At 71.7% G+C, this 22,927-nt stretch carries 25 protein-coding genes; 23 read left to right on the forward strand and 2 right to left on the reverse strand.

Translation table 11 applies throughout. The features are described 5' to 3' along the window. The first annotated feature begins 60 nt into the window (after window positions 1-60). A complete protein-coding gene (gene ftsH, locus Sri02f_RS17030; RefSeq protein ID WP_109002151.1) occupies window positions 61-2,007 on the forward strand; it encodes an ATP-dependent zinc metalloprotease FtsH in 1,947 nt (648 codons plus the stop codon). A 292-nt stretch (window positions 2,008-2,299) separates the two neighbouring features. Here ftsH and Sri02f_RS17035 read toward each other — a convergent pair whose 3' ends face one another. Next, window positions 2,300-3,145: an SAM-dependent methyltransferase gene (locus Sri02f_RS17035; protein ID WP_109002152.1), complete on the reverse strand. Its 846-nt coding sequence runs from the start codon at window positions 3,143-3,145 to the stop codon at window positions 2,300-2,302. Between the two features lie 562 nt (window positions 3,146-3,707). On the opposite strand from Sri02f_RS17035, the gene Sri02f_RS17040 reads away from it, so the two are divergent. The 17 genes from Sri02f_RS17040 (at window position 3,708) to Sri02f_RS17120 (ending at window position 16,944) form a co-directional block, all read left to right on the forward strand. After that, entirely contained in the window at window positions 3,708-4,304 is a 597-nt protein-coding gene (locus Sri02f_RS17040; RefSeq protein WP_069773287.1) for a hypothetical protein, read from the forward strand. A gap of 320 nt (window positions 4,305-4,624) precedes the next feature. Next, on the forward strand, window positions 4,625-5,047 hold the full coding sequence (gene rpsP / locus Sri02f_RS17045) for a 30S ribosomal protein S16 (RefSeq protein WP_109002153.1): 423 nt from the start codon (window positions 4,625-4,627) through the stop codon (window positions 5,045-5,047). A gap of 5 nt (window positions 5,048-5,052) precedes the next feature. Further along, complete coding sequence (locus tag Sri02f_RS17050; protein WP_005479813.1) at window positions 5,053-5,292, forward strand: RNA-binding protein; 240 nt, start codon at window positions 5,053-5,055, stop codon at window positions 5,290-5,292. A gap of 184 nt (window positions 5,293-5,476) precedes the next feature. Further along, window positions 5,477-6,031 (forward strand): ribosome maturation factor RimM, encoded by a 555-nt coding sequence (gene rimM / locus Sri02f_RS17055; RefSeq protein WP_109002154.1) that lies wholly within the window; start codon window positions 5,477-5,479, stop codon window positions 6,029-6,031. After that, the gene (trmD, locus tag Sri02f_RS17060; protein WP_109002155.1) at window positions 6,031-6,864 is read left to right on the forward strand and encodes a tRNA (guanosine(37)-N1)-methyltransferase TrmD; all 834 of its coding nucleotides are present in this window, start codon (window positions 6,031-6,033) and stop codon (window positions 6,862-6,864) included. Before rimM ends, trmD begins: the two co-directional genes overlap by 1 nt. Before the next feature lie 137 nt (window positions 6,865-7,001). Next, window positions 7,002-7,352: a 50S ribosomal protein L19 gene (gene rplS / locus Sri02f_RS17065; RefSeq protein WP_030041016.1), complete on the forward strand. Its 351-nt coding sequence runs from the start codon at window positions 7,002-7,004 to the stop codon at window positions 7,350-7,352. A 45-nt stretch (window positions 7,353-7,397) separates the two neighbouring features. After that, the gene (gene lepB / locus Sri02f_RS17070; protein ID WP_109002156.1) at window positions 7,398-8,126 is read left to right on the forward strand and encodes a signal peptidase I; all 729 of its coding nucleotides are present in this window, start codon (window positions 7,398-7,400) and stop codon (window positions 8,124-8,126) included. Next, window positions 8,119-9,216, forward strand: a complete 1,098-nt coding sequence (gene lepB, locus Sri02f_RS17075; protein ID WP_109002157.1) for a signal peptidase I — start codon at window positions 8,119-8,121, stop codon at window positions 9,214-9,216. Before lepB (Sri02f_RS17070) ends, lepB (Sri02f_RS17075) begins: the two co-directional genes overlap by 8 nt. Beyond that, window positions 9,104-10,087, forward strand: a complete 984-nt coding sequence (lepB, locus tag Sri02f_RS17080) for a signal peptidase I (RefSeq protein WP_109002158.1) — start codon at window positions 9,104-9,106, stop codon at window positions 10,085-10,087. Before lepB (Sri02f_RS17075) ends, lepB (Sri02f_RS17080) begins: the two co-directional genes overlap by 113 nt. 110 nt (window positions 10,088-10,197) lie before the next feature. Further along, window positions 10,198-10,980, forward strand: coding sequence for a signal peptidase I (gene lepB / locus Sri02f_RS17085; protein WP_109002159.1), 783 nt, complete (start codon window positions 10,198-10,200; stop codon window positions 10,978-10,980). Then, on the forward strand, window positions 10,970-11,506 hold the full coding sequence (locus Sri02f_RS17090; RefSeq protein WP_109002160.1) for an NUDIX hydrolase: 537 nt from the start codon (window positions 10,970-10,972) through the stop codon (window positions 11,504-11,506). The genes lepB (Sri02f_RS17085) and Sri02f_RS17090 overlap by 11 nt, the downstream gene beginning before the upstream one ends. Window positions 11,507-11,562: 56 nt before the next feature. Beyond that, window positions 11,563-11,871 carry a DUF2469 domain-containing protein gene (locus Sri02f_RS17095; protein WP_005311352.1) on the forward strand — a complete coding sequence of 103 codons (309 nt, stop codon included), beginning with the start codon at window positions 11,563-11,565 and terminating at the stop codon, window positions 11,869-11,871. 127 nt (window positions 11,872-11,998) lie between these two features. Then, entirely contained in the window at window positions 11,999-12,376 is a 378-nt protein-coding gene (locus tag Sri02f_RS17100) for a YraN family protein (protein ID WP_167467565.1), read from the forward strand. A 1-nt stretch (window position 12,377) separates the two neighbouring features. Beyond that, window positions 12,378-14,030 carry a YifB family Mg chelatase-like AAA ATPase gene (locus Sri02f_RS17105; protein WP_109002162.1) on the forward strand — a complete coding sequence of 551 codons (1,653 nt, stop codon included), beginning with the start codon at window positions 12,378-12,380 and terminating at the stop codon, window positions 14,028-14,030. Further along, window positions 14,027-15,187, forward strand: a complete 1,161-nt coding sequence (gene dprA, locus Sri02f_RS17110) for a DNA-processing protein DprA (RefSeq protein ID WP_109002163.1) — start codon at window positions 14,027-14,029, stop codon at window positions 15,185-15,187. The genes Sri02f_RS17105 and dprA overlap by 4 nt, the downstream gene beginning before the upstream one ends. Before the next feature lie 262 nt (window positions 15,188-15,449). Then, window positions 15,450-16,292, forward strand: coding sequence for an RNA polymerase sigma factor WhiG (whiG, locus tag Sri02f_RS17115; RefSeq protein WP_109002164.1), 843 nt, complete (start codon window positions 15,450-15,452; stop codon window positions 16,290-16,292). Window positions 16,293-16,386: 94 nt separating this feature from the next. Beyond that, complete coding sequence (locus tag Sri02f_RS17120; protein ID WP_109002165.1) at window positions 16,387-16,944, forward strand: TetR/AcrR family transcriptional regulator; 558 nt, start codon at window positions 16,387-16,389, stop codon at window positions 16,942-16,944. A gap of 71 nt (window positions 16,945-17,015) precedes the next feature. Here Sri02f_RS17120 and Sri02f_RS17125 read toward each other — a convergent pair whose 3' ends face one another. Further along, window positions 17,016-17,732, reverse strand: a complete 717-nt coding sequence (locus Sri02f_RS17125) for a M23 family metallopeptidase (RefSeq protein ID WP_245970650.1) — start codon at window positions 17,730-17,732, stop codon at window positions 17,016-17,018. A gap of 280 nt (window positions 17,733-18,012) precedes the next feature. On the opposite strand from Sri02f_RS17125, the gene rpsB reads away from it, so the two are divergent. The 5 genes from rpsB (at window position 18,013) to Sri02f_RS17150 (ending at window position 22,825) form a co-directional block, all read left to right on the forward strand. Continuing rightward, the gene (gene rpsB / locus Sri02f_RS17130) at window positions 18,013-18,948 is read left to right on the forward strand and encodes a 30S ribosomal protein S2 (RefSeq protein ID WP_109002166.1); all 936 of its coding nucleotides are present in this window, start codon (window positions 18,013-18,015) and stop codon (window positions 18,946-18,948) included. A gap of 156 nt (window positions 18,949-19,104) precedes the next feature. Further along, window positions 19,105-19,950, forward strand: coding sequence for a translation elongation factor Ts (gene tsf / locus Sri02f_RS17135; RefSeq protein ID WP_109002167.1), 846 nt, complete (start codon window positions 19,105-19,107; stop codon window positions 19,948-19,950). 189 nt (window positions 19,951-20,139) lie between these two features. Further along, complete coding sequence (gene pyrH, locus Sri02f_RS17140; RefSeq protein ID WP_109002168.1) at window positions 20,140-20,898, forward strand: UMP kinase; 759 nt, start codon at window positions 20,140-20,142, stop codon at window positions 20,896-20,898. Window positions 20,899-21,071: 173 nt separating this feature from the next. After that, the gene (gene frr, locus Sri02f_RS17145) at window positions 21,072-21,629 is read left to right on the forward strand and encodes a ribosome recycling factor (RefSeq protein ID WP_069773301.1); all 558 of its coding nucleotides are present in this window, start codon (window positions 21,072-21,074) and stop codon (window positions 21,627-21,629) included. Continuing rightward, window positions 21,629-22,825 carry a phosphatidate cytidylyltransferase gene (locus tag Sri02f_RS17150; protein WP_109002169.1) on the forward strand — a complete coding sequence of 399 codons (1,197 nt, stop codon included), beginning with the start codon at window positions 21,629-21,631 and terminating at the stop codon, window positions 22,823-22,825. Before frr ends, Sri02f_RS17150 begins: the two co-directional genes overlap by 1 nt. Window positions 22,826-22,927 lie beyond the last annotated feature (102 nt).

Here is a 22,927-nt window from a genome sequence, read left to right on the forward strand (position 1 = left end):
CCGAGCCGGAGGGCGCCCTCAGCGCATGCCGTGGCCGGGGCTCTGTCGTAACGTCCAGATATGAGCAATGCCGCTCCGGCGCGCAAGACTCCGGAACAGCCGTGGCGCACCGAGGGCACCCCCGACGACGGATCGCGCCCCCCCGACGGCAGGAGGACGCGCGGCCGCTGGTGGGGGCTGGCCGTCACCGCGGTGGTCGTCTTCCTGCTGGTGTACATCGGGCTGAACTACCTCGGCGGGGGAGACGAACCGACGATCTCCTACACGGAGTTCAGCAGACAGGTCGACGCGGGCAACGTCGACAAGATCTACTCCAAGGGCGACGCCATCCAGGGCCGGCTGAAGAACGCCCGTGACGACCCCGACGGCGGCGGCCAGTACAAGACGTTCAAGACGCAGCGCCCCGCCTTCGCGAACGACGATCTCTGGCAGAGCCTGGACCGCCAGCACGTCACGGTGACCGCGCGGCCGGTCGTGCAGCAGCGCAGCCTGCTGTCCAACGTGCTGCTCTCGCTGGCGCCGATCGTGCTGCTGGCGGCCCTGTGGATCTTCTTCGCCCGACGCTTCGGCGGAGGTCAGGGCGGCCCGGGCGGCATGCTCGGACGCAAGGCGCCGCCCAGACCGGTGGGGCTGCGGCCCGGCGTCCGGCGTACCACCTTCGCCGACGTGGCCGGCATCGACGAGGTCAAGGGCGAGCTGGACGACGTCGTCGACTTCCTGGAGCACCCCGAGCTGTACCGCCGGATGGGCGCGAAGATGCCCCGTGGCGTCCTGCTCGCCGGCTCGCCAGGCACCGGCAAGACCCTGCTGGCACGCGCGGTGGCGGGCGAGGCCGGCGTGCCGTTCTTCTCCGCCTCGGCCTCCGAGTTCATCGAGATGATCGTCGGCGTCGGCGCGTCCCGGGTCCGCGAGCTGTTCGCCGAGGCCCGCAAGGTGGCGCCGTCGATCATCTTCATCGACGAGATCGACACCATCGGCCGGATCCGGGGCGGCGGCGCCTCGGTGAGCGGTCACGACGAGCGCGAGCAGACCCTGAACCAGATCCTCACCGAGATGGACGGCTTCACGGGCTCCGAGGGCGTCATCGTCATCGCGGCGACCAACCGCGCCGACATCCTCGACCCGGCGCTGACCCGGCCCGGCCGCTTCGACCGGGTGGTCAGCGTCTCCCCGCCGGACCGCGCCGGACGTGAGGCGATCCTCGGCATCCACACCCGCGAGATCCCGCTCGCGCCCGACGTGGACCTGTCCCGGGTGGCCCGGACGACCCCCGGCATGACGGGAGCGGATCTGGCCAATCTCGCCAACGAGGCCGCGCTGCTCGCCGTGAAGCGCAAGCAGGAGCAGGTCACGCAGTCCGACCTGTCCGAGGCGCTGGAGAAGGTCCAGCTCGGGGCCGAGCGCACGCTGGTCATGCCCGAGGAGGACCGCCGGCGCACGGCCTTCCACGAGAGCGGCCACGCCCTCCTGGGCATGCTGCAGCCCGGCGCCGACCCGGTCCGCAAGGTCACCATCGTGCCGCGCGGCCGAGCCCTCGGGGTGACCATGTCGACCCCCGAGGTGGAGCGGTACGCGCTCTCCGAGGAGTATCTGCGCGGCCGCATCATCGGCGCCCTCGGCGGGATGGCGGCCGAACACGTCGTCTACGGCGTCTTCACCACCGGCGCCGAGAACGACCTGGAGCAGGTCACCAACATCGCGCGCGGGATGGTCGCGCGCTGGGGCATGAGCGAACGGGTGGGCCGCCTCTCCGCCCTCCCCAACGACGCCCAGCAGGCCTACGGCCTCGCCGCCGCCCCGGCGACCCTCGACGTCATCGACCACGAGATGCGACGCATCGTCGACGACTGCTACGAGGAGGCCTGCCGCAAACTCCGCGACCACCGGGGGCAGTTGGACGCCCTGGCCCTGGCGCTGCTGGAACACGAGACGCTGGAGGAGGCGGACGCGTACCGGATCGCCGGCGTCGCCCGGCTGACCAAGACCGACGAGGGGACCGGGACCTGACGGACGCGGCCCGCGGCGGACACGGACGGCTGCACGGCGTGCGTCGGCGAGCCGTGTGCACAGCTGCGTCAGCGGGACGCCCCGTGCAGGGGTGCGTAGGCGGGACGCCGCGTGCAGGGGTGCGTAGGCGGGACGCCGGGTGCAGGGGTGCGTCGGCGGGACGCCGCGTGCAGGGGTGCGTAGGCGGGACGCCGGGTGCAGGGGTGCGTCGGCGGGACGCCGCGTGCAGGGGTGCGTAGGCGGGACGCCGGGTGCAGGGGTGCGTCGGCGGGACGCCGCGTGCACGGGCGCGTCAGGGAGTGCGGGCGATCAGGTACCGGAAGACGTTCGGCATCCACACCGTGCCGTCCGAGCGCCGGTACGGGTGCAGCGCCTCCGCGACCTCCTTGTCGACCTGCGCCTGGTCCGTCGCCGCCACCGCCGCGTCGAACAGACCCGTGGAGAGCAGCCCCTTGAGGGCGCTGTCCAGGTCGGCGTACCCGAACGGACAGGCGACCCGCCCCGATCCGTCCGGCCGCAGTCCGGCCCGCCGGGCGACCTCCTCCAGGTCGTCGCGGAGCGCCGGACGTAACCGGACCGTGCCGCGGTCCTGGTCCGCGAGCTTGGCCGCGACCCGGAGCACCGCGGTGGTGGCGCAGCGCTCGGGCGGGCCCCAGCCCACCAGCACCACGGGCGTGCCGCGCCGGGCGAGCGGCGTCGCGGCCGCCAGCAGTCCGGTCAGTTCCTCCGTGTCGCCCGCCACCTGTCCGATCGGCTCGAAGGCCGTCACGACCGTGTACGCGGCCGGCCGGTCGGCGGGCAGCCGGTCGGTGAGCCGGACGTCCGCACGCGCGCGTGCCTCCCGGCTCTCTCCGAGCAGCCGCTCGCGGGCGAGGGCCAGCCGCGCGGGGGAGGCGGACTCGACGCCGGTGAGCGCCGCGCCCCTGGAGGCCGCCATCACCAGGGCGAGCCCGGATCCGCAGCCGAGGGACAGGAGCCGGGTGCCCGGCCCCACGTCCAGTCGCTCGTGGACGGCCTCGTAGAGCGGAACCAGCATCCGTTCCTGGATCTCGGACCAGTCACGCGCGCGGGCACCCAGATCCGCGCGGGACGCCGGCCCCGCGTGAGGCAGATGCTGTCGCACGAGAACAGGTGTCATGGAAAAGCGCCCCAATCCGCCGGGAGTCTGCCGCTCGACTCGCTCAGGTGGGCCCCCGTGCAGTGCCCTCGCACCGCTCCCGTATGCCAGGTAACTCCCCGTCTGCGGCCGCGTCCAGGGGTTGCGGTGTCCTGGTTGGGGACGGCATGTGCCTGTGGCGAGAATTCACATACCGGCAACTCGGGGCCGTACCATCGCGCCATGATCAGGGCACCCGCCCCCGCCGGCCGCCCGGGGCGGCCCGGTGCCGGACGGCGAGGACGGTCGCGGTAACGTCGCGGTCGTCGCACGCGCTTACTGAGGCAGCGCCTTCCGTCGGCGAGAGCGGCCGAAACGCCCCTTGCGCCCCCTCGGGACGTCCGCACCCCGGCGCGCGGACCTGGTCCACGCGCCGGGTCGTAGCGCGGACTACGCACCAGCTTGGTATGAGCTGTGAGGCTTATCCGCAGATCAGCGCACCCGCCCTCGTCCGGACGCATCAGTGCCAACTGACGGGTACGTGCAAATTATTTGGGATGGCCCGGAATAGGAACACAGGGGCACCCCCGCTCGTTGTCATTACGTGAGCACGACACAGACACCACCAGTTCTCGCCGCAGAGCTGGCAGAGGCGTGGGCCGACATTCAGCGGTACCACCCCGAGCTGCCGGATCTCGCCGCGCCAGAGTCCCTGATCGGGGAGTCGTCGTCCGCCTGCGGTCACGAGCTCTCCTTCGAGCGACTGCTCCATGAGGCAGTCCATGGCATCGCCGCCGCCCGCGGCGTCCGCGACACCTCCCGTGCCGGCCGCTACCACAACCGCAGATTCCTCGCGATCGCCGAGGAACTGGGTCTGGACCACCCCGAGGAGCCCCACCCCAGCAGCGGGTTCTCCCTGGTGACGCTCAACCCCGAGGCCAAGCGTCGCTACCGGCCCACCATCGAGCGCCTCCAGCGGGCCCTCAAGGCCCACACGGCGGCCACCTCCGCCGACACCGCCCGCACCTTCCGCGGTCCGGCCGCCCGGCACGGCTCCTCGGGCGGAGGCGTCCGGGTCAAGGCCGTCTGCGACTGCGGGCGCAACGTGCGCGTCGTGCCCTCGGTCCTGGCCCAGGCGCCGATCGTGTGCGGGGGCTGCGGCAAGCCGTTCCGGATCCCGGAGATCGCCGGCGCGGCGTAAGCCGGGCAGCCCTGCACCGGCATCTCGTGGCTGCCGGTCGACGGCGAGAAGGCGAGGGCGCGTGCGGCCGGGGCCCCGCGGTCCGGGCCGCACACCCGGCACGCCTCCGACGCCGGGCGTCGATGGGGTGTGCCCGGGCGCCGAAGGCCCCGCGGCCCGAGGCGACCCGCCGGGTGTGGCACAATGGCTAGCTGTACTCGACAGTCGCACAGGACCCCTCTCTCCTCCGGCTGACGCGTCCATCGGGCACTCGGGTACCGCAACCCCACGCGGCAACTTCGCCGTGCCCAATCACGTCAAAACCAGGAGAACCCACTCCCGTGGCAGTCAAGATCAAGCTGAAGCGTCTGGGCAAGATCCGTTCGCCTCACTACCGCATCGTCATCGCCGACTCCCGTACCCGTCGCGACGGTCGTGCGATCGAGGAGATCGGCAAGTACCAGCCGACGTACCACCCCTCGGTCATCGAGGTGGACGCCGACCGTGTGGCGTACTGGCTGGGTGTCGGCGCGCAGCCGACCGAGCCCGTGCTCGCCATCCTGAAGAAGACCGGCGACTGGCAGAAGTTCAAGGGCGAGCCCGCCCCGGCGCCGCTGCTCGTCGCCGAGCCGAAGAAGGCTCGCCCGTCGTTCGAAGCCCTCGGCGGCGACGACTCGGCCAAGGGTGAGGCGATCACCCAGAAGAAGAAGGCCGAGAAGAAGGACGAGGCTGCCGCCGAGTCCTCCGAGTCGACCGAGGCCTGAGCAGCATGCTCGAAGAGGCGCTTGAGCACCTCGTGAAGGGCATCGTCGACAACCCCGACGATGTGCAGGTCGCCTCGCGCGACCTGCGCCGCGGGCGCGTGCTCGAGGTCCGGGTCCACCCGGACGACCTCGGCAAGGTGATCGGCCGCAACGGCCGCACCGCACGCGCTCTGCGCACCGTCGTGGGCGCCATCGGCGGCCGGGGCGTCCGTGTCGACCTCGTCGACGTGGATCACGTCCGCTGACGCGTTTCGCAGCACCGGCTCGGGCCGGGGAGGGCCACTGGGCCGTCCCCGGCCCGTAGTCGTTCCGGCACTCGTGACCCCAGGCATGACGGACGCGTGACCCCAGGCATGAAGGGCCACGACAGGGCATGACGGGCACGGCAGGCATGACAGGCACGACAGGCACGACAGGAGATCTTGAGAAGTGCAGCTCGTAGTCGGACGGATCGGCCGCGCCCACGGCATCAAGGGCGAGGTCACCGTCGAGGTACGCACCGACGAGCCGGAGCTGCGGCTCGCGCCCGGCGCCGTCCTGTCCACGGACCCGGCCTCGACCGGCCCGCTGACCATCGAGACCGGCCGGGTGCACAGCGGCCGTCTCCTCCTGCGCTTCGAGGGCGTGCGCGACCGCAACGCCGCCGAAGCCCTGCGCAACACGCTCCTGATCGCCGAGGTCGATCCCGAGGAGCTGCCCGAGGAGGAGGACGAGTACTACGACCACCAGCTGATGGACCTGGACGTGGTCACCAAGGACGGCGAGGAGATCGGCCGGATCACCGAGATCTCCCACCTCCCCTCCCAGGACCTCTTCATCGTCGAGCGGCCCGACGGCAGCGAGGTGATGATCCCGTTCGTCGAGTCGATCGTCACCGAGATCGACCTGGAGGAGCAGCGGGCGGTCATCGACCCGCCGCCCGGTCTGATCGACGACCGCGCCGAGATCGCCTCCTCCCGCGACTCGGCCGGGGACGAGTCCTGATGCGCCTCGACGTCGTCACGATCTTCCCCGAGTACCTCGACCCGCTGAACGTCTCCCTCGTCGGCAAGGCACGCGCGCGTGGCCGGCTGGACGTGCGCGTGCACGATCTGCGGGAGTGGACCTACGACCGGCACAACACGGTCGACGACACCCCCTACGGCGGCGGACCGGGCATGGTCATGAAGACCGACCCCTGGGGCGACGCCCTCGACTCGGTCCTCGCCGACGGCTACGAGACGGGCGCCCACGCCCCGGCGATCGTCGTGCCGACGCCGAGCGGACGCCCCTTCACCCAGGAACTGGCCGTCGAGCTCTCCGAGCGCCCCTGGCTGATCTTCACGCCGGCCCGCTACGAGGGCATCGACCGGCGGGTCGTCGACGAGTACGCCACCAGGGTCCCCGTCTACGAGGTCTCCATCGGGGACTACGTGCTGGCCGGCGGGGAGGCCGCCGTGCTGGTCGTCACCGAGGCGGTGGCCCGTCTGCTGCCCGGCGTGCTCGGCAACGCCGAGTCCCACCGCGACGACTCCTTCGCCCCCGGCGCCATGGCCAACCTCCTGGAAGGCCCCGTGTACACGAAGCCGCCGGCCTGGCGCGGCCGGGAGATCCCGGAGGTGCTGCTCAGCGGACACCACGGCAAGATCGCCCGCTGGCGACGGGACGAGGCGCTGCGCCGCACGACCGCCAACCGGCCCGACCTGATAGAGCGCTGCCCGCCGAAGGCCTTCGACAAGAAGGACCGCGAGATGCTCTCCATCCTGGGCTGGGCCCCCGACCCCGCGGGTGAGCCCCACGGCCGATTTTGGCGCAGGACCGACGGCGTGGAAGAATAGGTCGCTGTTGTGCGCCGTCCGGTGTGCGCCCCTGCCGCAGGGGGACACGACGCCCGCCTCGACGGGCACACGGCACTCAATCCCCGAACTTCTAGTTCCGTTGATGACCTGTGGCATCAGCGAAGAAAGCAGACGAAATGTCTCACCTGCTCGACTCCGTCGACTCCGCGTCGCTGCGCAGCGACGTCCCGGCCTTCCGCCCGGGTGACACCGTCAACGTCCACGTCCGCGTCATCGAGGGCAACCGCTCCCGTGTGCAGCAGTTCAAGGGCGTCGTCATCCGCCGTCAGGGCGCCGGTGTCCGCGAGACCTTCACGGTCCGCAAGGTCTCCTTCTCCGTCGGCGTGGAGCGCACCTTCCCGGTCCACACCCCGATCGTCGAGAAGATCGAGCTCGTGACCCGCGGCGACGTGCGTCGCGCCAAGCTCTACTACCTCCGTGAGCTGCGCGGCAAGGCCGCGAAGATCAAGGAGAAGCGCGACAACTGAGCGCCTTCCGGGGTTCACAGAGGGGCCGGATAGCATCTGGCCCCGATGGACACCGAAGCTCAGCCGACGGAGCGCGACCGCTCCTCCCGCCCTTCCGCACCCGAGGACGTCTCCCAGGAGACCCCGGGCCCGGAGGGACCGGAGGGGCGGTCGCGTTTCGCGTTCGCGGGGCGGATCGTCCCGTGGCTGCCCGGCGGCCGGGTCAGTCTCACCCTGCTGGTCTGCCTGGTGTTTTTGCTGGTACTCAACGCTTTCGTGGCCCAACCGTTCCAGATTCCCAGCGGATCCATGGAAAACGGATTGAGGATCGGCGACCGCGTTCTCGTAAATAAGTTGGCGTACCGTTTCGGTGCCGAGCCGCGGCGCGGCGACGTCGTCGTGTTCGACGGCACCGGCTACTTCGGGAACTCCGACTACATCAAGCGCGTCGTGGGGGTAGGGGGAGACCGAGTGGTCTGCTGCGACAAGGAGGGGAGGATCCAGGTGAACGGCCGGTCGGTCGACGAGTCGACGTTCCTGTATCCCGGCGACAGCCCGTCCACGGCCGACTTCGACGTGGTCGTGCCCGACGGCACGCTGTTCGTCCTCGGCGACCATCGTGGCCGTTCCCGCGACTCGCGGGACCACCTCGGCTCACCGGGCGGCGGAATGATCCCCGTCGACGACGTGATCGGCCGCGCCGACTGGATCGTCTGGCCCTTCGCGCACCTGACCCGGCTGCCCCGCCCGAGCGCCTACGCGCGCGTGCCCGGCGCGGAGGGCGCCCATGGGTAACCGCGGCAGGCCGCGCGGCGTGCCCGCGTCCCCGGCGGACAACCTCCTGCCCACGGGCTCGCGACGCACCGCCGCTCCGAGCGGCGGACGCTCGCGCGCCGAGCGGCGCAAGCTGCAGCGCAAGGTCAAGCGCAAGCGCCGGCGGTCGGCCGTCCGGGAGATACCGCTGCTGGTCGGCGTCGCCGTCCTGATCGCCCTCGTCCTGAAGACGTTCCTCGTCCAGGCCTTCGTGATCCCGTCCGGCTCCATGGAGCAGACGATCCAGATCGGCGACCGCGTCCTGGTCGACAAGTTCACCCCGTGGTTCGGCTCCAAGCCCGAGCGCGGGGACGTCGTCGTGTTCAAGGATCCGGGCGGCTGGCTCAACGACGAGCAGACCACCGCGAAGAAGAAGGACCCGGTCGTCGTCAAGCAGGTCAAGGAAGGGCTCACCTTCATCGGTCTGCTGCCGTCCGACGACGAGAAGGACCTCATCAAGCGGGTCGTCGGGGTGGGCGGCGACCGCGTGGTGTGCTGCGACACCCAGGGGCGGGTGACCGTCAACGGCGCTCCGCTGGAGGAGGGGTCGTATCTCTACCCCGGCAACGCGCCCTCCAGCACTCCGTTCGACATCACCGTCCCCCAGGGCCGGCTGTGGGTGATGGGCGACCACCGGGCCAATTCGGCCGACTCCCGCTTCCACCAGAACACCGACTACGGCGGGACCGTCTCGGAGGACGGGGTGGTGGGCCGGGCCATGGTCATCGCCTGGCCGCTGGGTCACTGGGTGCGCCTCAAGGAACCGCAAACTTTCTCTTCCGTGACCGCCTCGGCTGCCGGGGCGACCGCGTCCGCCCGGCTGTCGCATAGTGTGGCTTCCGGCGATCCGAACGGATCGATTCGACAACTCCCGACCCCTGCGGAACTCCCGCTCGTTATGGGAGTGGTGGGCCTGCGTCGTACGTGGGGCAGGCAGCGGCACAGAGTAAGGAGTTGGCGTGGGGGATGTGGCGGTTGGCGCACGGTCCGGGCACGACGGCGAGGATCACCGCGGGCACCCCGTGGAAGCCGCCGACCGGGCTCCGGACGACGGCGTGACCTCCGGGAGTGACCCTGCGGCGGGCGGCGACGGCCCGCCGTCGAGCGAGTCGCCCAGGACCGGCGGCGAGGGTTCGGGCGGCCCGGCGCCGAAGGCGAAGAAGCCCCGCTCCTTCTGGAAGGAGCTGCCGATCCTGATCGGCATCGCGCTCGTCCTGGCGCTGTTGATCAAGACGTTCCTGGTGCAGGCGTTCTCCATCCCGTCGGCGTCGATGGAGAACACCCTGAAGATCGGCGACCGGGTCCTCGTGGACAAGCTGACCCCGTGGTTCGGCTCCGAGCCCGAGCGCGGCGAGGTCGTCGTCTTCCACGACCCCGACGACTGGCTGGCTGGCGAGAACACGGCCGAGCCGAACGCCTTCCAGACCGTCCTCAGCTGGATCGGCCTGATGCCGTCCGCGGAGGAGAAGGACCTGATCAAGCGGGTCATCGGCGTCGGCGGCGACACGGTCTCCTGCAAGGGCACGGGCCCGCTCACGGTCAACGGCAAGGCGCTGAACGAGCCGTACGTCTACCCCGGCAACACCCCGTGCAGCCAGGACGACCAGGGCGGTCAGTTCACCGTGAAGGTCCCCAAGGGCTTCGTCTGGGTCATGGGCGACCACCGGCAGAACTCGCGCGACTCGCGCTACAACCAGTCGGACAAGAACCACGGCATGGTCCCCGTCGACCAGGTCGTCGGACGCGCCATCGTCAAGGCCTGGCCGATCAGCCACTGGGGCACGCTGCCGGTGCCGGACACGTTCGACCAGACCGGCCTGAACGACCGGTCCGCGGCCTCCGCGGCGCTGACGGTCGCGCCGGGCGGCCTCGCCCTGGTCGGCGCCGTGCCGGTCGTCCTGTGGCGTCGCCGGCGGGTCCGGGACGACGCCGAGACCCGCTGACCTCTCCCTCTCCGCCGTGCAAACCCTTTCCCAAGCTTGTGACCGAGGCCGGGGAAGTCCGGGGGCGAAGGGCTGACCCGGTTCGGTACCGCCGGGTAGGGTGCGGATCCATGGGTGGCGAGAGCACTACGCGTACGGCCCCGCCGAGTGGCGGCGGCACCAGCAGTGGCCCGGTGGGCAGCCGGACCGGACAACGTCTGTCCGGCCTGGCCGTCGCACTGGGCCTCGTGCTGTTCCTCGGCGGATTCGGCTGGGGAGCCCTGGTCTACCGGCCGTACACCGTGCCCACCAGCTCCATGAGCCCGACGATCGCCGCCGGCGACCGGGTGCTGGCCGAGCGGGTCGGCGGCGGCGAGGTACGGCGCGGGGACGTGGTCGTCTTCACCGACAAGACCTGGGTGAGCAACGCGCCCGTGGTGAAGCGGGTGGTCGCCGTCGGCGGCGACACGGTCTCCTGCTGCACCGACGGCAAGCTGACCGTGAACGGCAAGCAGATCGAAGAACCGTATCTTCCCGCCGGCAGCCTGGCCGAGAACAAGAACATCCCGACCGTGAAGGTGCCGGACGGCCGGCTGTTCCTGCTCGGTGACGAGCGGGAGGGTTCCCTGGACTCCACCGCCCACCTCACCGACGCCGCCCAGGGCACGGTCGCGCGCAGCGCCGTCAAGGCCCGTGTCGACGCCGTCGTCTGGCCCATGAACGGCATGCTGAAGCGGCCCACGGGCTTCGAGACCCTCGGCTCCCTCTCCCAGCCCGGCCCGCTGGGCACGATCGGCTGGCTGATCGTCGCCGGAGCCGTGCTGGTCCTCGGCGGCGGCGCCTACGGCCCGATCGCCAAGCGGACGTCGGGGCGCCGCGGCCGCGCCCGGCCGGAGCCCGCCGGTGCCCGCTGAGACGGCGGACGAGCCGACGGGCACCGGCGCCGACTCCTGCGGGGGCGGGCTGCGCAGGGTCGCCCGGGTCGTCCTCCTCGACCCGCAGGACCGCATCCTGCTGCTGCACGGCCACGAGCCGGACGACCCCGCCGACGACTGGTGGTTCACGCCCGGCGGCGGTGTCGAGGGCGACGAGACCCGTGAAGAGGCCGCCCTGCGGGAACTCGCCGAGGAGACCGGCATCACCGAGGTCGAGCTGGGCCCGGTGCTGTGGCGGCGGGTGTGCTCGTTCCCCTTCGCGGGCCGGCGCTGGGACCAGGACGAGTGGTACTACCTGGCCCGTACGACGAAGACGGCGATCCGGGCGACGGCCCTGACCGAGCTGGAGCGGCGCAGCGTCGCCGGATCGCGTTGGTGGACGTGTCGGGAACTGACCCAGGCACATGAGACGGTGTATCCGACCAGACTCGCCGAGTTGCTGCGCACGCTGCTCGACGAAGGTCTCCCGGCCGGACCCGTAACCCTTGACACGGAAATCGTCTAGGGGCGCACGGGACTGGCGCACAATGGGGAGATCGCACGGCTGAAGGGGAACATGCCATGAGCGCCGAGGACCTCGAGAAGTACGAGACCGAGATGGAGCTGAAGCTCTACCGGGAGTACCGCGATGTCGTCGGTCTGTTCAAATACGTGATCGAGACCGAGCGGCGTTTCTACCTCACCAATGACTATGAGATGCAGGTGCACTCGGTCCAGGGTGAGGTGTTCTTCGAGGTGTCGATGGCCGACGCCTGGGTGTGGGACATGTACCGGCCGGCCCGGTTCGTGAAGCAGGTGCGGGTGCTCACGTTCAAGGACGTGAACATCGAGGAGCTCAACAAGAGCGATCTGGAGCTCCCGGGCAGCTGAGCCCCTCGCGCTCCCCCGTGGCCGCGCCCGTGTGGGTGACGGGGTTTTCCACAGCCGCCGGGTTGTCCACCAAGATCCTTTCCTGGGCGGCGGATGCGTGAGCGTGGGTGCCGGAGGTGGTGCCCACATGAGCACGAACACGGATCTGGCCCGAGGAGCCCTCGGCAGGTACGGCGAGGATCTCGCCGCGCGGCGGCTCGCCGAGGCCGGGATGACGGTCCTGGAGCGCAACTGGCGCTGCGGCAGGACCGGCGAGATCGACATCGTCGCCCGGGACGGCGACGTCCTGGTCGTCTGCGAGGTGAAGACCCGCCGGGGCGGCGGATTCCAGCACCCGATGGCCGCGGTGACGCCGGAGAAGGCCGAACGCCTGCGCACGCTCGCCGCGCGATGGATCCAGGCGCACGGGGGAGCGCCGCCGGGAGGCGTCCGCATCGACCTGGTCGGCGTGGTCCTGCCCGGCCGCGGAGCGCCCGTCGTCGAGCATGCGCGGGGGGTGGCCTGAGATGGGGTTCGCGCGTACGTGCTCGGTGGCGCTGGTCGGCGTCGAAGGGGTCGTCGTCGAGGTCCAGGCCGACCTGGAACCCGGAGTGGCGGCGTTCACCCTGGTGGGGCTGCCGGACAAGAGCCTGAGCGAGAGCCGTGACCGGGTGCGGGCGGCGGTGGTGAACTCCGGCGCCGAGTGGCCGCAGAAGAAGCTCACGGTGGGCCTCAGCCCGGCCTCCGTGCCCAAAGGCGGATCGGGCTTCGACCTCGCTGTCGCTTGCGCGGTCCTCGGCGCGGCCGAACGCATCGATCCCAGGGTGCTCGCCGACATCGTGATGATCGGGGAACTGGGCCTGGACGGACGGGTGCGCCCGGTACGGGGCATCCTCCCCGCGGTGCTCGCCGCGGCCGACGCCGGGTACGAACAGGTCGTCGTGCCCGAGTGCGCCGCCGCCGAGGCGTCGCTGGTGCCGGGCGTCTCCGTGCTCGGCGTGCGCAGCCTGCGCCAGCTGATCGCCGTCCTCGCGGACGAGCCCGTACCCGAGGAGGAGCCGGACGAGGCGGGCCGCCCGGATCCGCTCCTGGCCGGCCTGCGCATGCCCGGCACCGGCGCCGCCACCGGCATGCACAGCATGGGCGCCGCCACCGGCATGCACAGCATGGGCGCCGCCCAGCAGGACCAGGGGCACGACCTGGCGGACGTGGTCGGACAGCGTTCGGCGCGCACCGCCGTGGAGGTGGCCGCGGCCGGCGGCCACCACCTCTTCCTGGAAGGTCCGCCCGGAGCGGGCAAGACCATGCTCGCGGAGCGGCTGCCGGCGGTGCTGCCCCGGCTGACCAGGCAGGATTCGCTGGAGGTCACCGCGGTGCACTCGGTGGCCGGGCTGCTGCCACCGGGCAAGCCGCTCATCGACGTGCCCCCGTACTGCGCGCCGCACCACTCGGCCACGATGCAGTCGCTGGTCGGAGGCGGCCCCGGGGTCGCCCGCCCCGGCGCCGTCTCGCTGGCCCACCGCGGGGTGCTCTTCCTCGACGAGACCCCGGAGTTCGGCAGCCACGCCCTGGACGCCCTGCGGCAGCCGCTGGAGGCGGGCCATGTGGTGATCGCGCGCAGCGCGGGCGTGGTGAGGTTCCCGGCGCGGTTCCTCATGGTGCTCGCGGCCAACCCATGCCCGTGCGGCCGCTTCTCGCAGCGCGACTCCCTGTGCGAGTGCCCGCCCTCCGCGATCCGCCGCTACCAGGCACGGCTGTCCGGCCCGCTGCTCGACCGGGTCGACCTGCGCGTCGAGGTCGACCCGGTCAGCCGGGCCGAGCTCGCCCACCGCGGACCCGGCGGCGAGTCCACCCGGACCGTCGCCGACCGGGTCCTGACCGCCCGCGAACGTGCCACCGCCCGGCTGGCGGGAACTCCCTGGCGGACCAACAGCGAAGTGCCGGGCCGTGAGCTGCGCAACCGCTGGCACGCCGCTGCCGGAGCCATGGACGAGGCCGAGCGCAACCTGGAACGCGGGGTGCTGACCGCGCGGGGGCTCGACCGTGTGCTGCGCGTCGCCTGGACCGTCGCCGACCTCGTCGGCCACGACCGGCCGGACGCGATGGACGTGGCCCTGGCCCTGCAGTTGCGCACAGGGGTGCCGCGCGGAGTCCCCATGGCCCTCGGGGCGCTGACGTGAACGCCGACGGCGCCCTGGCCGACGACCGGCTCGCCCGGATCTTCCTCGGGCGGGTCGTCGAGCCCGGGGACGAGGTGAGCGGCCAGTGGGTGCGGGAGCGGGGCGTGCCGGAGGTGGTACGCCGGCTGCGCGGCGACGGGGAGCCGCTGCCCGGGGTGACCGCCCGGCGGTGGGCCGGGCTGCTGGCCCGGGCCGCGCAGGCCGACCCGGAACGCGATCTCGCCGTCGCGCGGGAGGCCGGGGTCCGCTACGTCTGCCCCGGCGACGCCGAGTGGCCGGGCCCGCTGGACGAGCTCGGGGACGCGAGACCGCTGGGGCTGTGGGTGCGAGGGCGGCCCAGTCTGCGCATGTGGGCGTTGCGCTCGGTCGCCGTGGTCGGGGCCCGTGCCTGCACCGAGTACGGCGCCCACATGGCCGCCACCCTGGCCTGCGGCCTCGCCGAACGAGGGTGGGTGGTCGTGTCCGGCGGGGCCTACGGAGTCGACGGAGCCGCCCACCGGGGCGCACTCGGCGCGGGCGGCGCCACCGTCGCCGTCCTCGCCTGCGGGGTCGACCGGCCCTACCCGAGCGGCCACACGGAGCTGATCGGCCGGATCGCGGAACAGGGGCTGGTGATCGGGGAGTTGCCGCCCGGCGACCATCCCACGCCGAGCAGGTTCATCCTGCGCAACCGGGTGATCGCCGCGCTCACCCGGGGCACGGTCGTCGTCGAGGCGGCCCACCGCAGCGGCTCGCTGGTCACCGCGAGGGCGGCGCAACGGCTGGGCCGGCACACCATGGGCGTCCCCGGCCCGGCCACCAGCGGACTGTCCGCCGGGGTCCACGAACTGCTGCGGGGCGAGGCGGTGCTGGTCACCGACGCCGCCGAGGTCGTCGAACTGGTCGGGGACATGGGGGAGCTGGCCCCGGACCGGCGGGGGCCGCAGCTGCCGCGCGATCTGCTGGAGCCGGGCGCCCGGCGGGTGCTGGCCGCCCTCCCCTCCCGGCGGCCCGCCGCGCCGGAGGAGATCGCCCGCGAAGCCGGCACCACACCGGACGACGCGATCGCCCGGCTGTACGAACTCAGAGCGCTCGGCTACGTCGAACGACACGGCGACGGCTGGAAGTTGACACGCCAGGCGATGGTCTCCGTTCGAGGGGGCCGGCCCCGATGTTGACGCGGGGGGTTCGGCCGTCCGGGGGAACGCCGAAAGCCTTGGGAATTCCGGCAGTTGACCCGCTCGATCGTCACCCGCAGCGACCGCCGTGACTCCGGAGAGCGCTCAGCGGAACGTATCTGCGTACCGGTTCGGGCACGTCCTTCGCTCACCGCGACACTCCAGTCACGCTACGCTCACGTGGATTCCGGCACAGACCGGACCACTGCACCACGCGGTACCGACCTCACGCACTTCACGGCAGAACGGCACAAGGCGACGAATGCCCCAGCACACCTCCGGGTCCGACCGGGCGGCGATCCCCCCAGCCGCCCGTGACGGTGGCAGCGTGCGGCCGCCCGCTCCCTCGACGCTCGACGAGCTGTGGCGGTCGTACAAGGCGACAGGGGACGAGCGCCTGCGCGAGCAGCTGATCCTGCACTACTCGCCGCTGGTGAAGTACGTGGCGGGGCGGGTGAGCGTCGGTCTGCCGCCCAACGTGGAGCAGGCCGACTTCGTCTCCTCGGGGGTCTTCGGGCTGATCGACGCGATCGAGAAGTTCGACGTCGACCGGGAGATCAAGTTCGAGACGTACGCGATCACCCGGATCCGGGGCGCGATGATCGACGAGCTGCGGGCGCTGGACTGGATCCCGAGGTCGGTGCGGCAGAAGGCGCGCAACGTGGAGCGGGCCTACGCGACGCTGGAGGCGCGGCTGCGGCGGACGCCCACGGAGTGCGAGGTGGCCGCCGAGCTGGGCATCGCCGTCGAAGAACTGCACGCCGTGTTCAGCCAGTTGTCGCTGGCCAACGTGGTGGCGCTGGAGGAGCTGCTGCACGTCGGGGGCGAGGACGGCGACGGCCTCAGCTTCATGGACACGCTGGAGGACACCGCCGCCGACAACCCGGTGGAGGTGGCCGAGGACCGGGAGCTGCGGCGGTTCCTGGCCCGAGCGATCAACACGCTGCCCGACCGTGAGAAGACGGTCGTCACGCTGTACTACTACGAGGGGCTGACGCTCGCGGAGATCGGCAACGTGCTGGGCGTGACCGAGAGCAGGGTGAGCCAGATCCACACCAAGTCCGTGCTCCAGCTGCGCGCGAAACTGGCGAGCTTCGGCCGCTGACCTGGACGGACGACAGGAACGCGGTCGGCGTCACTCCCGTCTGGGGCGGCGCGTCCGTAAAGTGGGCGGCGTGCCAAGGATTCGAGCGGCCTCCGTGGCCGAGCACCGGTCGATGCAGCGTGCCGCCCTCCTGGACGCGGCGCGCACCCTGCTGTCCGAGGGCGGAACGGACGCGCTGACCTTCCCGGCCCTCGCCGAGCGGACGGGCCTCGCGCGTTCGTCCGTGTACGAGTACTTCCGGTCGCGGGCCGCCGTGGTCGAGGAACTGTGCGCGGTGGACTTCCCCGTGTGGACGGCGGAGGTCGAGGCGGCGATGGCCGCGGCCGACGGGGCGGAGGCCAAGGTCGAGGCGTATGTGCGCCGGCAGCTCGCGCTGGTCGGGGACCGGCGGCACCGGGCCGTCGTGGCGATCTCGGCGAGCGAGCTGGACGCGGGCGCCCGGGAGAAGATCCGCGCGGCGCACGGCGCCCTCGTGACGATGATCGGGGAGGCGCTGGCGGGCCTGGGGCACACGGAGCCCCGGCTGGCGGCCATGCTCCTGCAGGGCGTCGTCGACGCGGCCGTGCGGCGCATCGAACTCGGGGCCGCCGAGGAGCCCGCGGCGATCACGGAGGCGGCGGTGGCGATGGCCCTGCGCGGGGTCCGCGGCTGAGGGACCGGCCGGGAGGGGCCGGCGTTGCGCTCACGGCAGGAGCCCACGGGCCGGAAGCGGCAGGGCCGGGCTCACGGAAGGGGGACGCCGAGGACCGGGAGGAGCCGGGCCGGGAGGCTGCGCCTCAGCCATGGCGGCAGCAGGGACAGCGGGTCCAGGTAGGTCTCGCCTCTGAGCAGCCCCCAGTGCAGGCAGCCGCCGGTGCAGTGCGAGTCCGCCGGCTCGACCGCGCCGACGACCTGGCCCGCGACCACCCGGTCGCCCGCGCGCACCGACGCCCGTACCGGTTCGTACGTCGTCCGCAGGGGCGGCTCGCCGGTGACCGCGAGTTCCACCGCGACGACCCCTCTGCCCGCCACCCGTCCCGCGAAGGACACCCGCCCGGCGGCCACCGCCCGCACCGGGGCGCCCGGCGCCGTCGCCAGGTCGACCCCGCGGTGGCCGCGGGCGTACGGCGTCGCCGGCGGCTCCCAGCCACGGACCACCGGCGGGCGCGAGCCCACCGGCCAGACCCGGGCCACCGCCGGGACGGCCGGGTCCGTCGGGTCCGCCGGGGCGGCAGGGGCAGGCGGGGCGGCCGGTACTGCTCGGACGGCCGGGCCCGCTGGGACGGCAGTGCCCGCTGGGACGGCCGGGGCCGCCGGGGCGGCGGAGGCCGACGATGTGGGCGGGCCGGGCGGGGGCGTGGGGGTTCGGGGCGGGGGCAGTGGGTTCGCCCAGCCCGTGGACGCCAGCATCATGATCGTCAGCAGCGGCGCCAGGCCGCCGAGAAGTCGTTTCGCGTGCATGCGAGAACCGTTCCGCATTCCGCCGCACACGGCCCGGACCTGTGGACGGCCCGGCGGTTGTGGACAGCGGCGTCACCCGGCGCCCCCCGGGTCCCGTACACTTCTTCTGGCGATCCGGGTCACCGGGTCGACTTCGCACGCCCCGGTAACGGGGACCGGCTCCGGTCGGTTCTCCGGTATTCGCGCCCCTCGGTCCTCAGTGGCTCGGCGCATCGCGGGCGTCAGGCGCGGGAGCCGTCCGGCCCCCGCGGCACAACCGAGAAAAACGAGGAGAACGGCCATGGCCGTCGTCACGATGCGGGAGCTGCTGGAAAGCGGCGTCCACTTCGGTCACCAGACCCGTCGCTGGAACCCGAAGATGAAGCGCTTCATCTTCACCGAGCGCAACGGCATCTACATCATCGACCTGCTCCAGTCGCTGTCGTACATCGACCGCGCCTACGAGTTCGTCAAGGAGACCGTCGCCCACGGCGGCACGGTCATGTTCGTCGGCACGAAGAAGCAGGCGCAGGAGGCCATCGCCGAGCAGGCCACCCGCGTCGGCATGCCCTACGTCAACCAGCGCTGGCTGGGCGGCATGCTCACCAACTTCTCGACCGTCTACAAGCGCCTCCAGCGCCTCAAGGAGCTCGAGCTCATCGACTTCGAGGACGTCGCCGCCTCGGGTCTGACGAAGAAGGAGCTCCTGGTCCTCTCGCGTGAGAAGGCCAAGCTCGAGAAGACCCTCGGTGGTATCCGCGAGATGTCCAAGGTGCCCAGCGCCGTCTGGATCGTGGACACCAAGAAGGAGCACATCGCGGTCGGCGAGGCCCGGAAGCTCAACATCCCGGTCGTCGCCATCCTCGACACCAACTGCGACCCCGACGAGGTCGACTACAAGATCCCGGGCAACGACGACGCGATCCGCTCCGTCACCCTGCTCACCCGCGTGATCGCCGACGCCGTCGCCGAGGGCCTCATCTCCCGTTCCGGTGTCGCCACCGGCGACAAGGGCGAGAAGGCCGCGAGCGAGCCGCTGGCCGAGTGGGAGCGCGACCTGCTCGAGGGCGAGAAGAAGGCCGACTCCGAGACCACGGACGCCGCCGAGAAGCCCGCCGAGGCCGACGCCGAGGCCCCCGCCGCCGAGGCTCCGGCCGCTGAGGCTGAGGCCGAGGCTCCGGCCGCCGAGGCGCCCGCCGCCGAGGCCGCTCCGGCCGCCGAGGGCGAGCAGGCCTGACTCAGGCCGTGAGCCGTGCGGCCGTCGTCGCGTTCGCACGGCCCCAGGGATGAAGTGACGGCGGGAGGCGCCGAGTGCGCCGCCCGCCGTTCACCCACAGCCCCCAGATCTTCGTAGATCTTCGAGACTTCGAACTCCGAGAGAGATTCACAGATCATGGCGAACTACACCGCCGCTGACGTCAAGAAGCTCCGTGAGCTCACCGGCGCCGGCATGATGGACTGCAAGAAGGCGCTGGACGAGGCCGAGGGCCACGTCGACAAGGCCGTCGAGGCGCTCCGCATCAAGGGCCAGAAGGGCGTCGCCAAGCGCGAGGGCCGCTCCGCCGAGAACGGCGCCGTGGTCTCGATCATCGCCGACGACAACTCCTCCGGCGTCCTCGTCGAGCTGAAGTGCGAGACGGACTTCGTCGCCAAGGGCGACAAGTTCCAGGCCGTCGCCACCGCGATCGCCGAGCACGTCACCAAGACCTCCCCGGCCGACCTCGAGGCGCTGCTCGCGTCCGAGATCGAGGCCGGCAAGACCGTCCAGGCGTTCGTGGACGAGGCCAACGCCAACCTCGGCGAGAAGATCGTGCTGGACCGCTTCGCGCAGTTCACCGACGGCTACGTCACTGCCTACATGCACCGCACGATGCCCGACCTGCCCCCGCAGATCGGTGTCCTCGTCGAGCTGGACAAGCAGACCGACGAGGCCGCCGCGATCGCCAAGGGCGTCGCCCAGCACATCGCCGCCTTCGCGCCGAAGTACCTCTCCAAGGAGGACGTGCCGGCCGAGGTCGTCGAGTCCGAGCGCCGCGTCGCCGAGGAGACCACCCGCGCCGAGGGCAAGCCCGAGGCCGCCCTGCCGAAGATCGTCGAGGGTCGCCTCAACGGCTTCTTCAAGGACGCCACGCTGCTCGGTCAGCCGTACGCGCTGGACAACAAGAAGTCCGTCCAGAAGGTCCTGGACGAGGCCGGTGTCACCCTGAAGCGCTTCACGCGCATCAAGGTCGGCATCTGAGTCCGTACCGCGATCGACGCGTCGGCCCGATAGGGTCGGGTGCAGTCGTCCGGTACGCCGTCACGCGCACGCGTGGCGGACGACAGCAGATCTGACGAGGAGGCCATTGCCGCGCACGGGTTGCCCACGACACCCCACCGGCAGTGGCCTTCTTCGTATGTGCACCACGTGAAAGAGGCGGGATCTCCCATGACCACCAAGGCCCAGAAGAGTGACGACGGCAAGGTACACGGCCGGTTTCTGCTGAAGCTGTCCGGTGAGGCATTCTCCGGCGGCGGAGGCCTGGGCGTGGACCCCGACGTGGTGCACAAGATCGCTCGGGAGATCGCGGCCGTCGTCCGCGACGGCGCCGAGATCGCGGTCGTCATCGGCGGCGGCAACTTCTTCCGCGGCGCCGAACTCCAGGTGCGCGGCATGGACCGGGCCCGCTCGGACTACATGGGCATGCTCGGCACGGTGATGAACTGCCTCGCCCTCCAGGACTTCCTGGAGAAGGAGGGCATCGACAGCCGCGTGCAGACCGCCATCACGATGGGCCAGGTCGCCGAGCCGTACATCCCGCTGCGGGCCGTGCGGCACCTGGAGAAGGGCCGCGTGGTCATCTTCGGCGCCGGCATGGGCATGCCGTACTTCTCCACCGACACCACCGCCGCCCAGCGCGCCCTGGAGATCGACGCCGAGGCGCTGCTCATGGGCAAGAACGGCGTGGACGGCGTCTACGACTCCGACCCGAAGACCAACCCCGCGGCCGTCAAGTTCGACGCCCTCGGGTACGGCGAGGTCATCACCCGCGACCTGAAGGTCGCCGACATGACCGCGATCACGCTGTGCCGCGACAACAAGCTGCCGATCCTCGTCTTCGAGCTTCTCGCCGAGGGCAATATCGCCCGCGCGGTCAAGGGTGAGAAGATCGGCACGCTCGTGGGTGAGCAAGGCAGCCGGTCCTGACCGGCGCCATCCCGGTTTTCCACGACAACGTCTGACCGGGGGACGGACCCCGGTCGCAGGATGGACAATGTCCTGCCGGTCGGGAACCGTGCAGGAAGAAGACGCGACGCAGCCGGCCGCCGCCCTCGCAAGGATCCGCAGCCGGGCCTACTCAAGACACGCAGGAGCAAGTGGTGATCGAAGAGACCCTCCTCGAGGCCGAGGAGAAGATGGAGAAGGCCGTCGTGGTCGCCAAGGAGGACTTCGCCGCGATCCGCACCGGCCGTGCGCACCCGGCGATGTTCAACAAGATCGTTGCCGACTACTACGGTGCGCCGACGCCGATCAACCAGCTGGCTTCGTTCTCCGTGCCGGAGCCGCGCATGGCCGTCGTGACCCCGTTCGACAAGACCGCCCTGCGCAACATCGAGCAGGCGATCCGCGACTCCGACCTGGGCGTCAACCCGAGCAACGACGGCAACATCATCCGAGTGGTGTTCCCCGAGCTGACCGAGGAGCGCCGCCGCGACTACATCAAGGTCGCCAAGGGCAAGGCCGAGGACGCCAAGGTGTCCATCCGCGCGGTCCGCCGCAAGGCCAAGGACGCGATCGACAAGCTGATCAAGGACGGCGAGGTCGGCGAGGACGAGGGCCGCCGTGCCGAGAAGGAGCTCGACGACACCACCGCGAAGTACGTCGCTCAGGTGGACGAGCTCCTGAAGCACAAGGAAGCGGAGCTGCTCGAGGTCTGATGAACGACTCTTCCTGGGGCTCACCGCCACACGCCGGGTCGCGGGCCGGGTACTGGGGGCCCGCCGACCAGGGGCCGGTCCAGGGGGCCGCCCCGGCGGGTCCCGCGTACGATGCGCCTGAGGCGCAGCAGACTCGCCCCATGCCCATCGTCCCCGACGTGCCCGCACTCGGCGGAAACCAGGATGACGACCGGGGGGCCGCTCGGCTGGGCGGCCCCTTGTTCCACGACGAGAACTACGGCAACGCGCCCTACGGCGGCGAGCCCCACCGCCTCGCCGCCCACGGCGACGACACCCCGACGGCACGGCCCCCTGCGGCGGCGCCGCAGAATCCGGAGCCCATGCCCGACGCCCCTCACCCGGCGCCCGCGCCGCAGAAGAAGAGCGCGGGCCGAGACCTGGGCGCGGCCATAGGGGTCGGGGTCGGACTCGGTGCGGTCATCGTCGCGTCGCTGTTCGTCGTCAAGGCCGTGTTCGTCGGCGTGATAGCGGTCGCCGTCGTCGTCGGCCTGTGGGAGCTGACCAGCAGGCTGCAGGAGCGCAAGGGCATCAGGGCGCCGCTCGTGCCGCTCGCGGTCGGCGGCGCCGCCATGGTGGTCGCCGGTTACGTCCGGGGCCCCGAGGGCGCCTGGGTCGCCATGGCCCTCACCGCGCTCGCGGTGCTGGTCTGGCGGATGACCGAGCCGCCCGAGGGCTACCTCAAGGACGTCACGGCCGGCGTCTTCGCGGCCTTCTACGTCCCGTTCCTGGCCACGTTCGTCGCCCTGATGCTCACCGCCGACGACGGAGCGTTCCGTGTCATGACCTTCCTGGTCCTGACGGTCGTCAGCGACACGGGCGCGTACGCCGTCGGCTGGCGCTTCGGCAGGACCAAGCTCGCCCCGCGCATCAGCCCGGGAAAGACCCGCGAGGGGCTGCTCGGCGCGGTGTCGTTCGCGATGGTCGTCGGTGCGCTGTGCATGCAGTTCCTCATCGACGGCGGCGCCTGGTGGCAGGGACTGGTGCTCGGTTTCGCCGTCGCGGCCAGCGCCACGCTGGGCGACCTCGGCGAGTCCATGATCAAGCGGGACCTGGGCATCAAGGACATGGGAACGCTGCTTCCGGGGCACGGCGGCATCATGGACCGGCTGGACTCGCTGCTGCCGACGGCTCCGGTCGTCTGGCTGCTGCTCGTGCTGTTCGTGGGCTCCGGCTGACCCGCGCACACCGGCTCCCGCGGGCCCTCGTCCTGATCGCTCGGGACGGGGGCCCGCTGCCGTGGTCGCGAGGCCGCGCGGGTGGGACGATTCTGGTGAAGG

The organism is Streptomyces rishiriensis (assembly GCF_003112535.1).
Taxonomy (GTDB): Bacteria; Actinomycetota; Actinomycetes; order Streptomycetales; family Streptomycetaceae; genus Streptomyces; species Streptomyces rishiriensis.

What these genes read in the sequence shown, in the direction of transcription:
- ftsH (WP_109002151.1), top strand. Translation starts at nt 61, where the DNA reads ATGAGCAATGCCGCTCCGGCGCGCAAGACTCCGGAACAGCCGTGGCGC.
- Sri02f_RS17035 (WP_109002152.1), bottom strand. Translation starts at nt 3,145, where the DNA reads ATGACACCTGTTCTCGTGCGACAGCATCTGCCTCACGCGGGGCCGGCG.
- Sri02f_RS17050 (WP_005479813.1), top strand. Translation starts at nt 5,053, where the DNA reads ATGCTCGAAGAGGCGCTTGAGCACCTCGTGAAGGGCATCGTCGACAAC.
- trmD (WP_109002155.1), top strand. Translation starts at nt 6,031, where the DNA reads ATGCGCCTCGACGTCGTCACGATCTTCCCCGAGTACCTCGACCCGCTG.
- rplS (WP_030041016.1), top strand. Translation starts at nt 7,002, where the DNA reads ATGTCTCACCTGCTCGACTCCGTCGACTCCGCGTCGCTGCGCAGCGAC.
- lepB (WP_109002156.1), top strand. Translation starts at nt 7,398, where the DNA reads ATGGACACCGAAGCTCAGCCGACGGAGCGCGACCGCTCCTCCCGCCCT.
- lepB (WP_109002157.1), top strand. Translation starts at nt 8,119, where the DNA reads ATGGGTAACCGCGGCAGGCCGCGCGGCGTGCCCGCGTCCCCGGCGGAC.
- lepB (WP_109002159.1), top strand. Translation starts at nt 10,198, where the DNA reads ATGGGTGGCGAGAGCACTACGCGTACGGCCCCGCCGAGTGGCGGCGGC.
- Sri02f_RS17095 (WP_005311352.1), top strand. Translation starts at nt 11,563, where the DNA reads ATGAGCGCCGAGGACCTCGAGAAGTACGAGACCGAGATGGAGCTGAAG.
- Sri02f_RS17100 (WP_167467565.1), top strand. Translation starts at nt 11,999, where the DNA reads ATGAGCACGAACACGGATCTGGCCCGAGGAGCCCTCGGCAGGTACGGC.
- Sri02f_RS17105 (WP_109002162.1), top strand. Translation starts at nt 12,378, where the DNA reads ATGGGGTTCGCGCGTACGTGCTCGGTGGCGCTGGTCGGCGTCGAAGGG.
- whiG (WP_109002164.1), top strand. Translation starts at nt 15,450, where the DNA reads ATGCCCCAGCACACCTCCGGGTCCGACCGGGCGGCGATCCCCCCAGCC.
- Sri02f_RS17125 (WP_245970650.1), bottom strand. Translation starts at nt 17,732, where the DNA reads ATGCACGCGAAACGACTTCTCGGCGGCCTGGCGCCGCTGCTGACGATC.
- rpsB (WP_109002166.1), top strand. Translation starts at nt 18,013, where the DNA reads ATGGCCGTCGTCACGATGCGGGAGCTGCTGGAAAGCGGCGTCCACTTC.
- tsf (WP_109002167.1), top strand. Translation starts at nt 19,105, where the DNA reads ATGGCGAACTACACCGCCGCTGACGTCAAGAAGCTCCGTGAGCTCACC.
- pyrH (WP_109002168.1), top strand. Translation starts at nt 20,140, where the DNA reads ATGACCACCAAGGCCCAGAAGAGTGACGACGGCAAGGTACACGGCCGG.
- Sri02f_RS17150 (WP_109002169.1), top strand. Translation starts at nt 21,629, where the DNA reads ATGAACGACTCTTCCTGGGGCTCACCGCCACACGCCGGGTCGCGGGCC.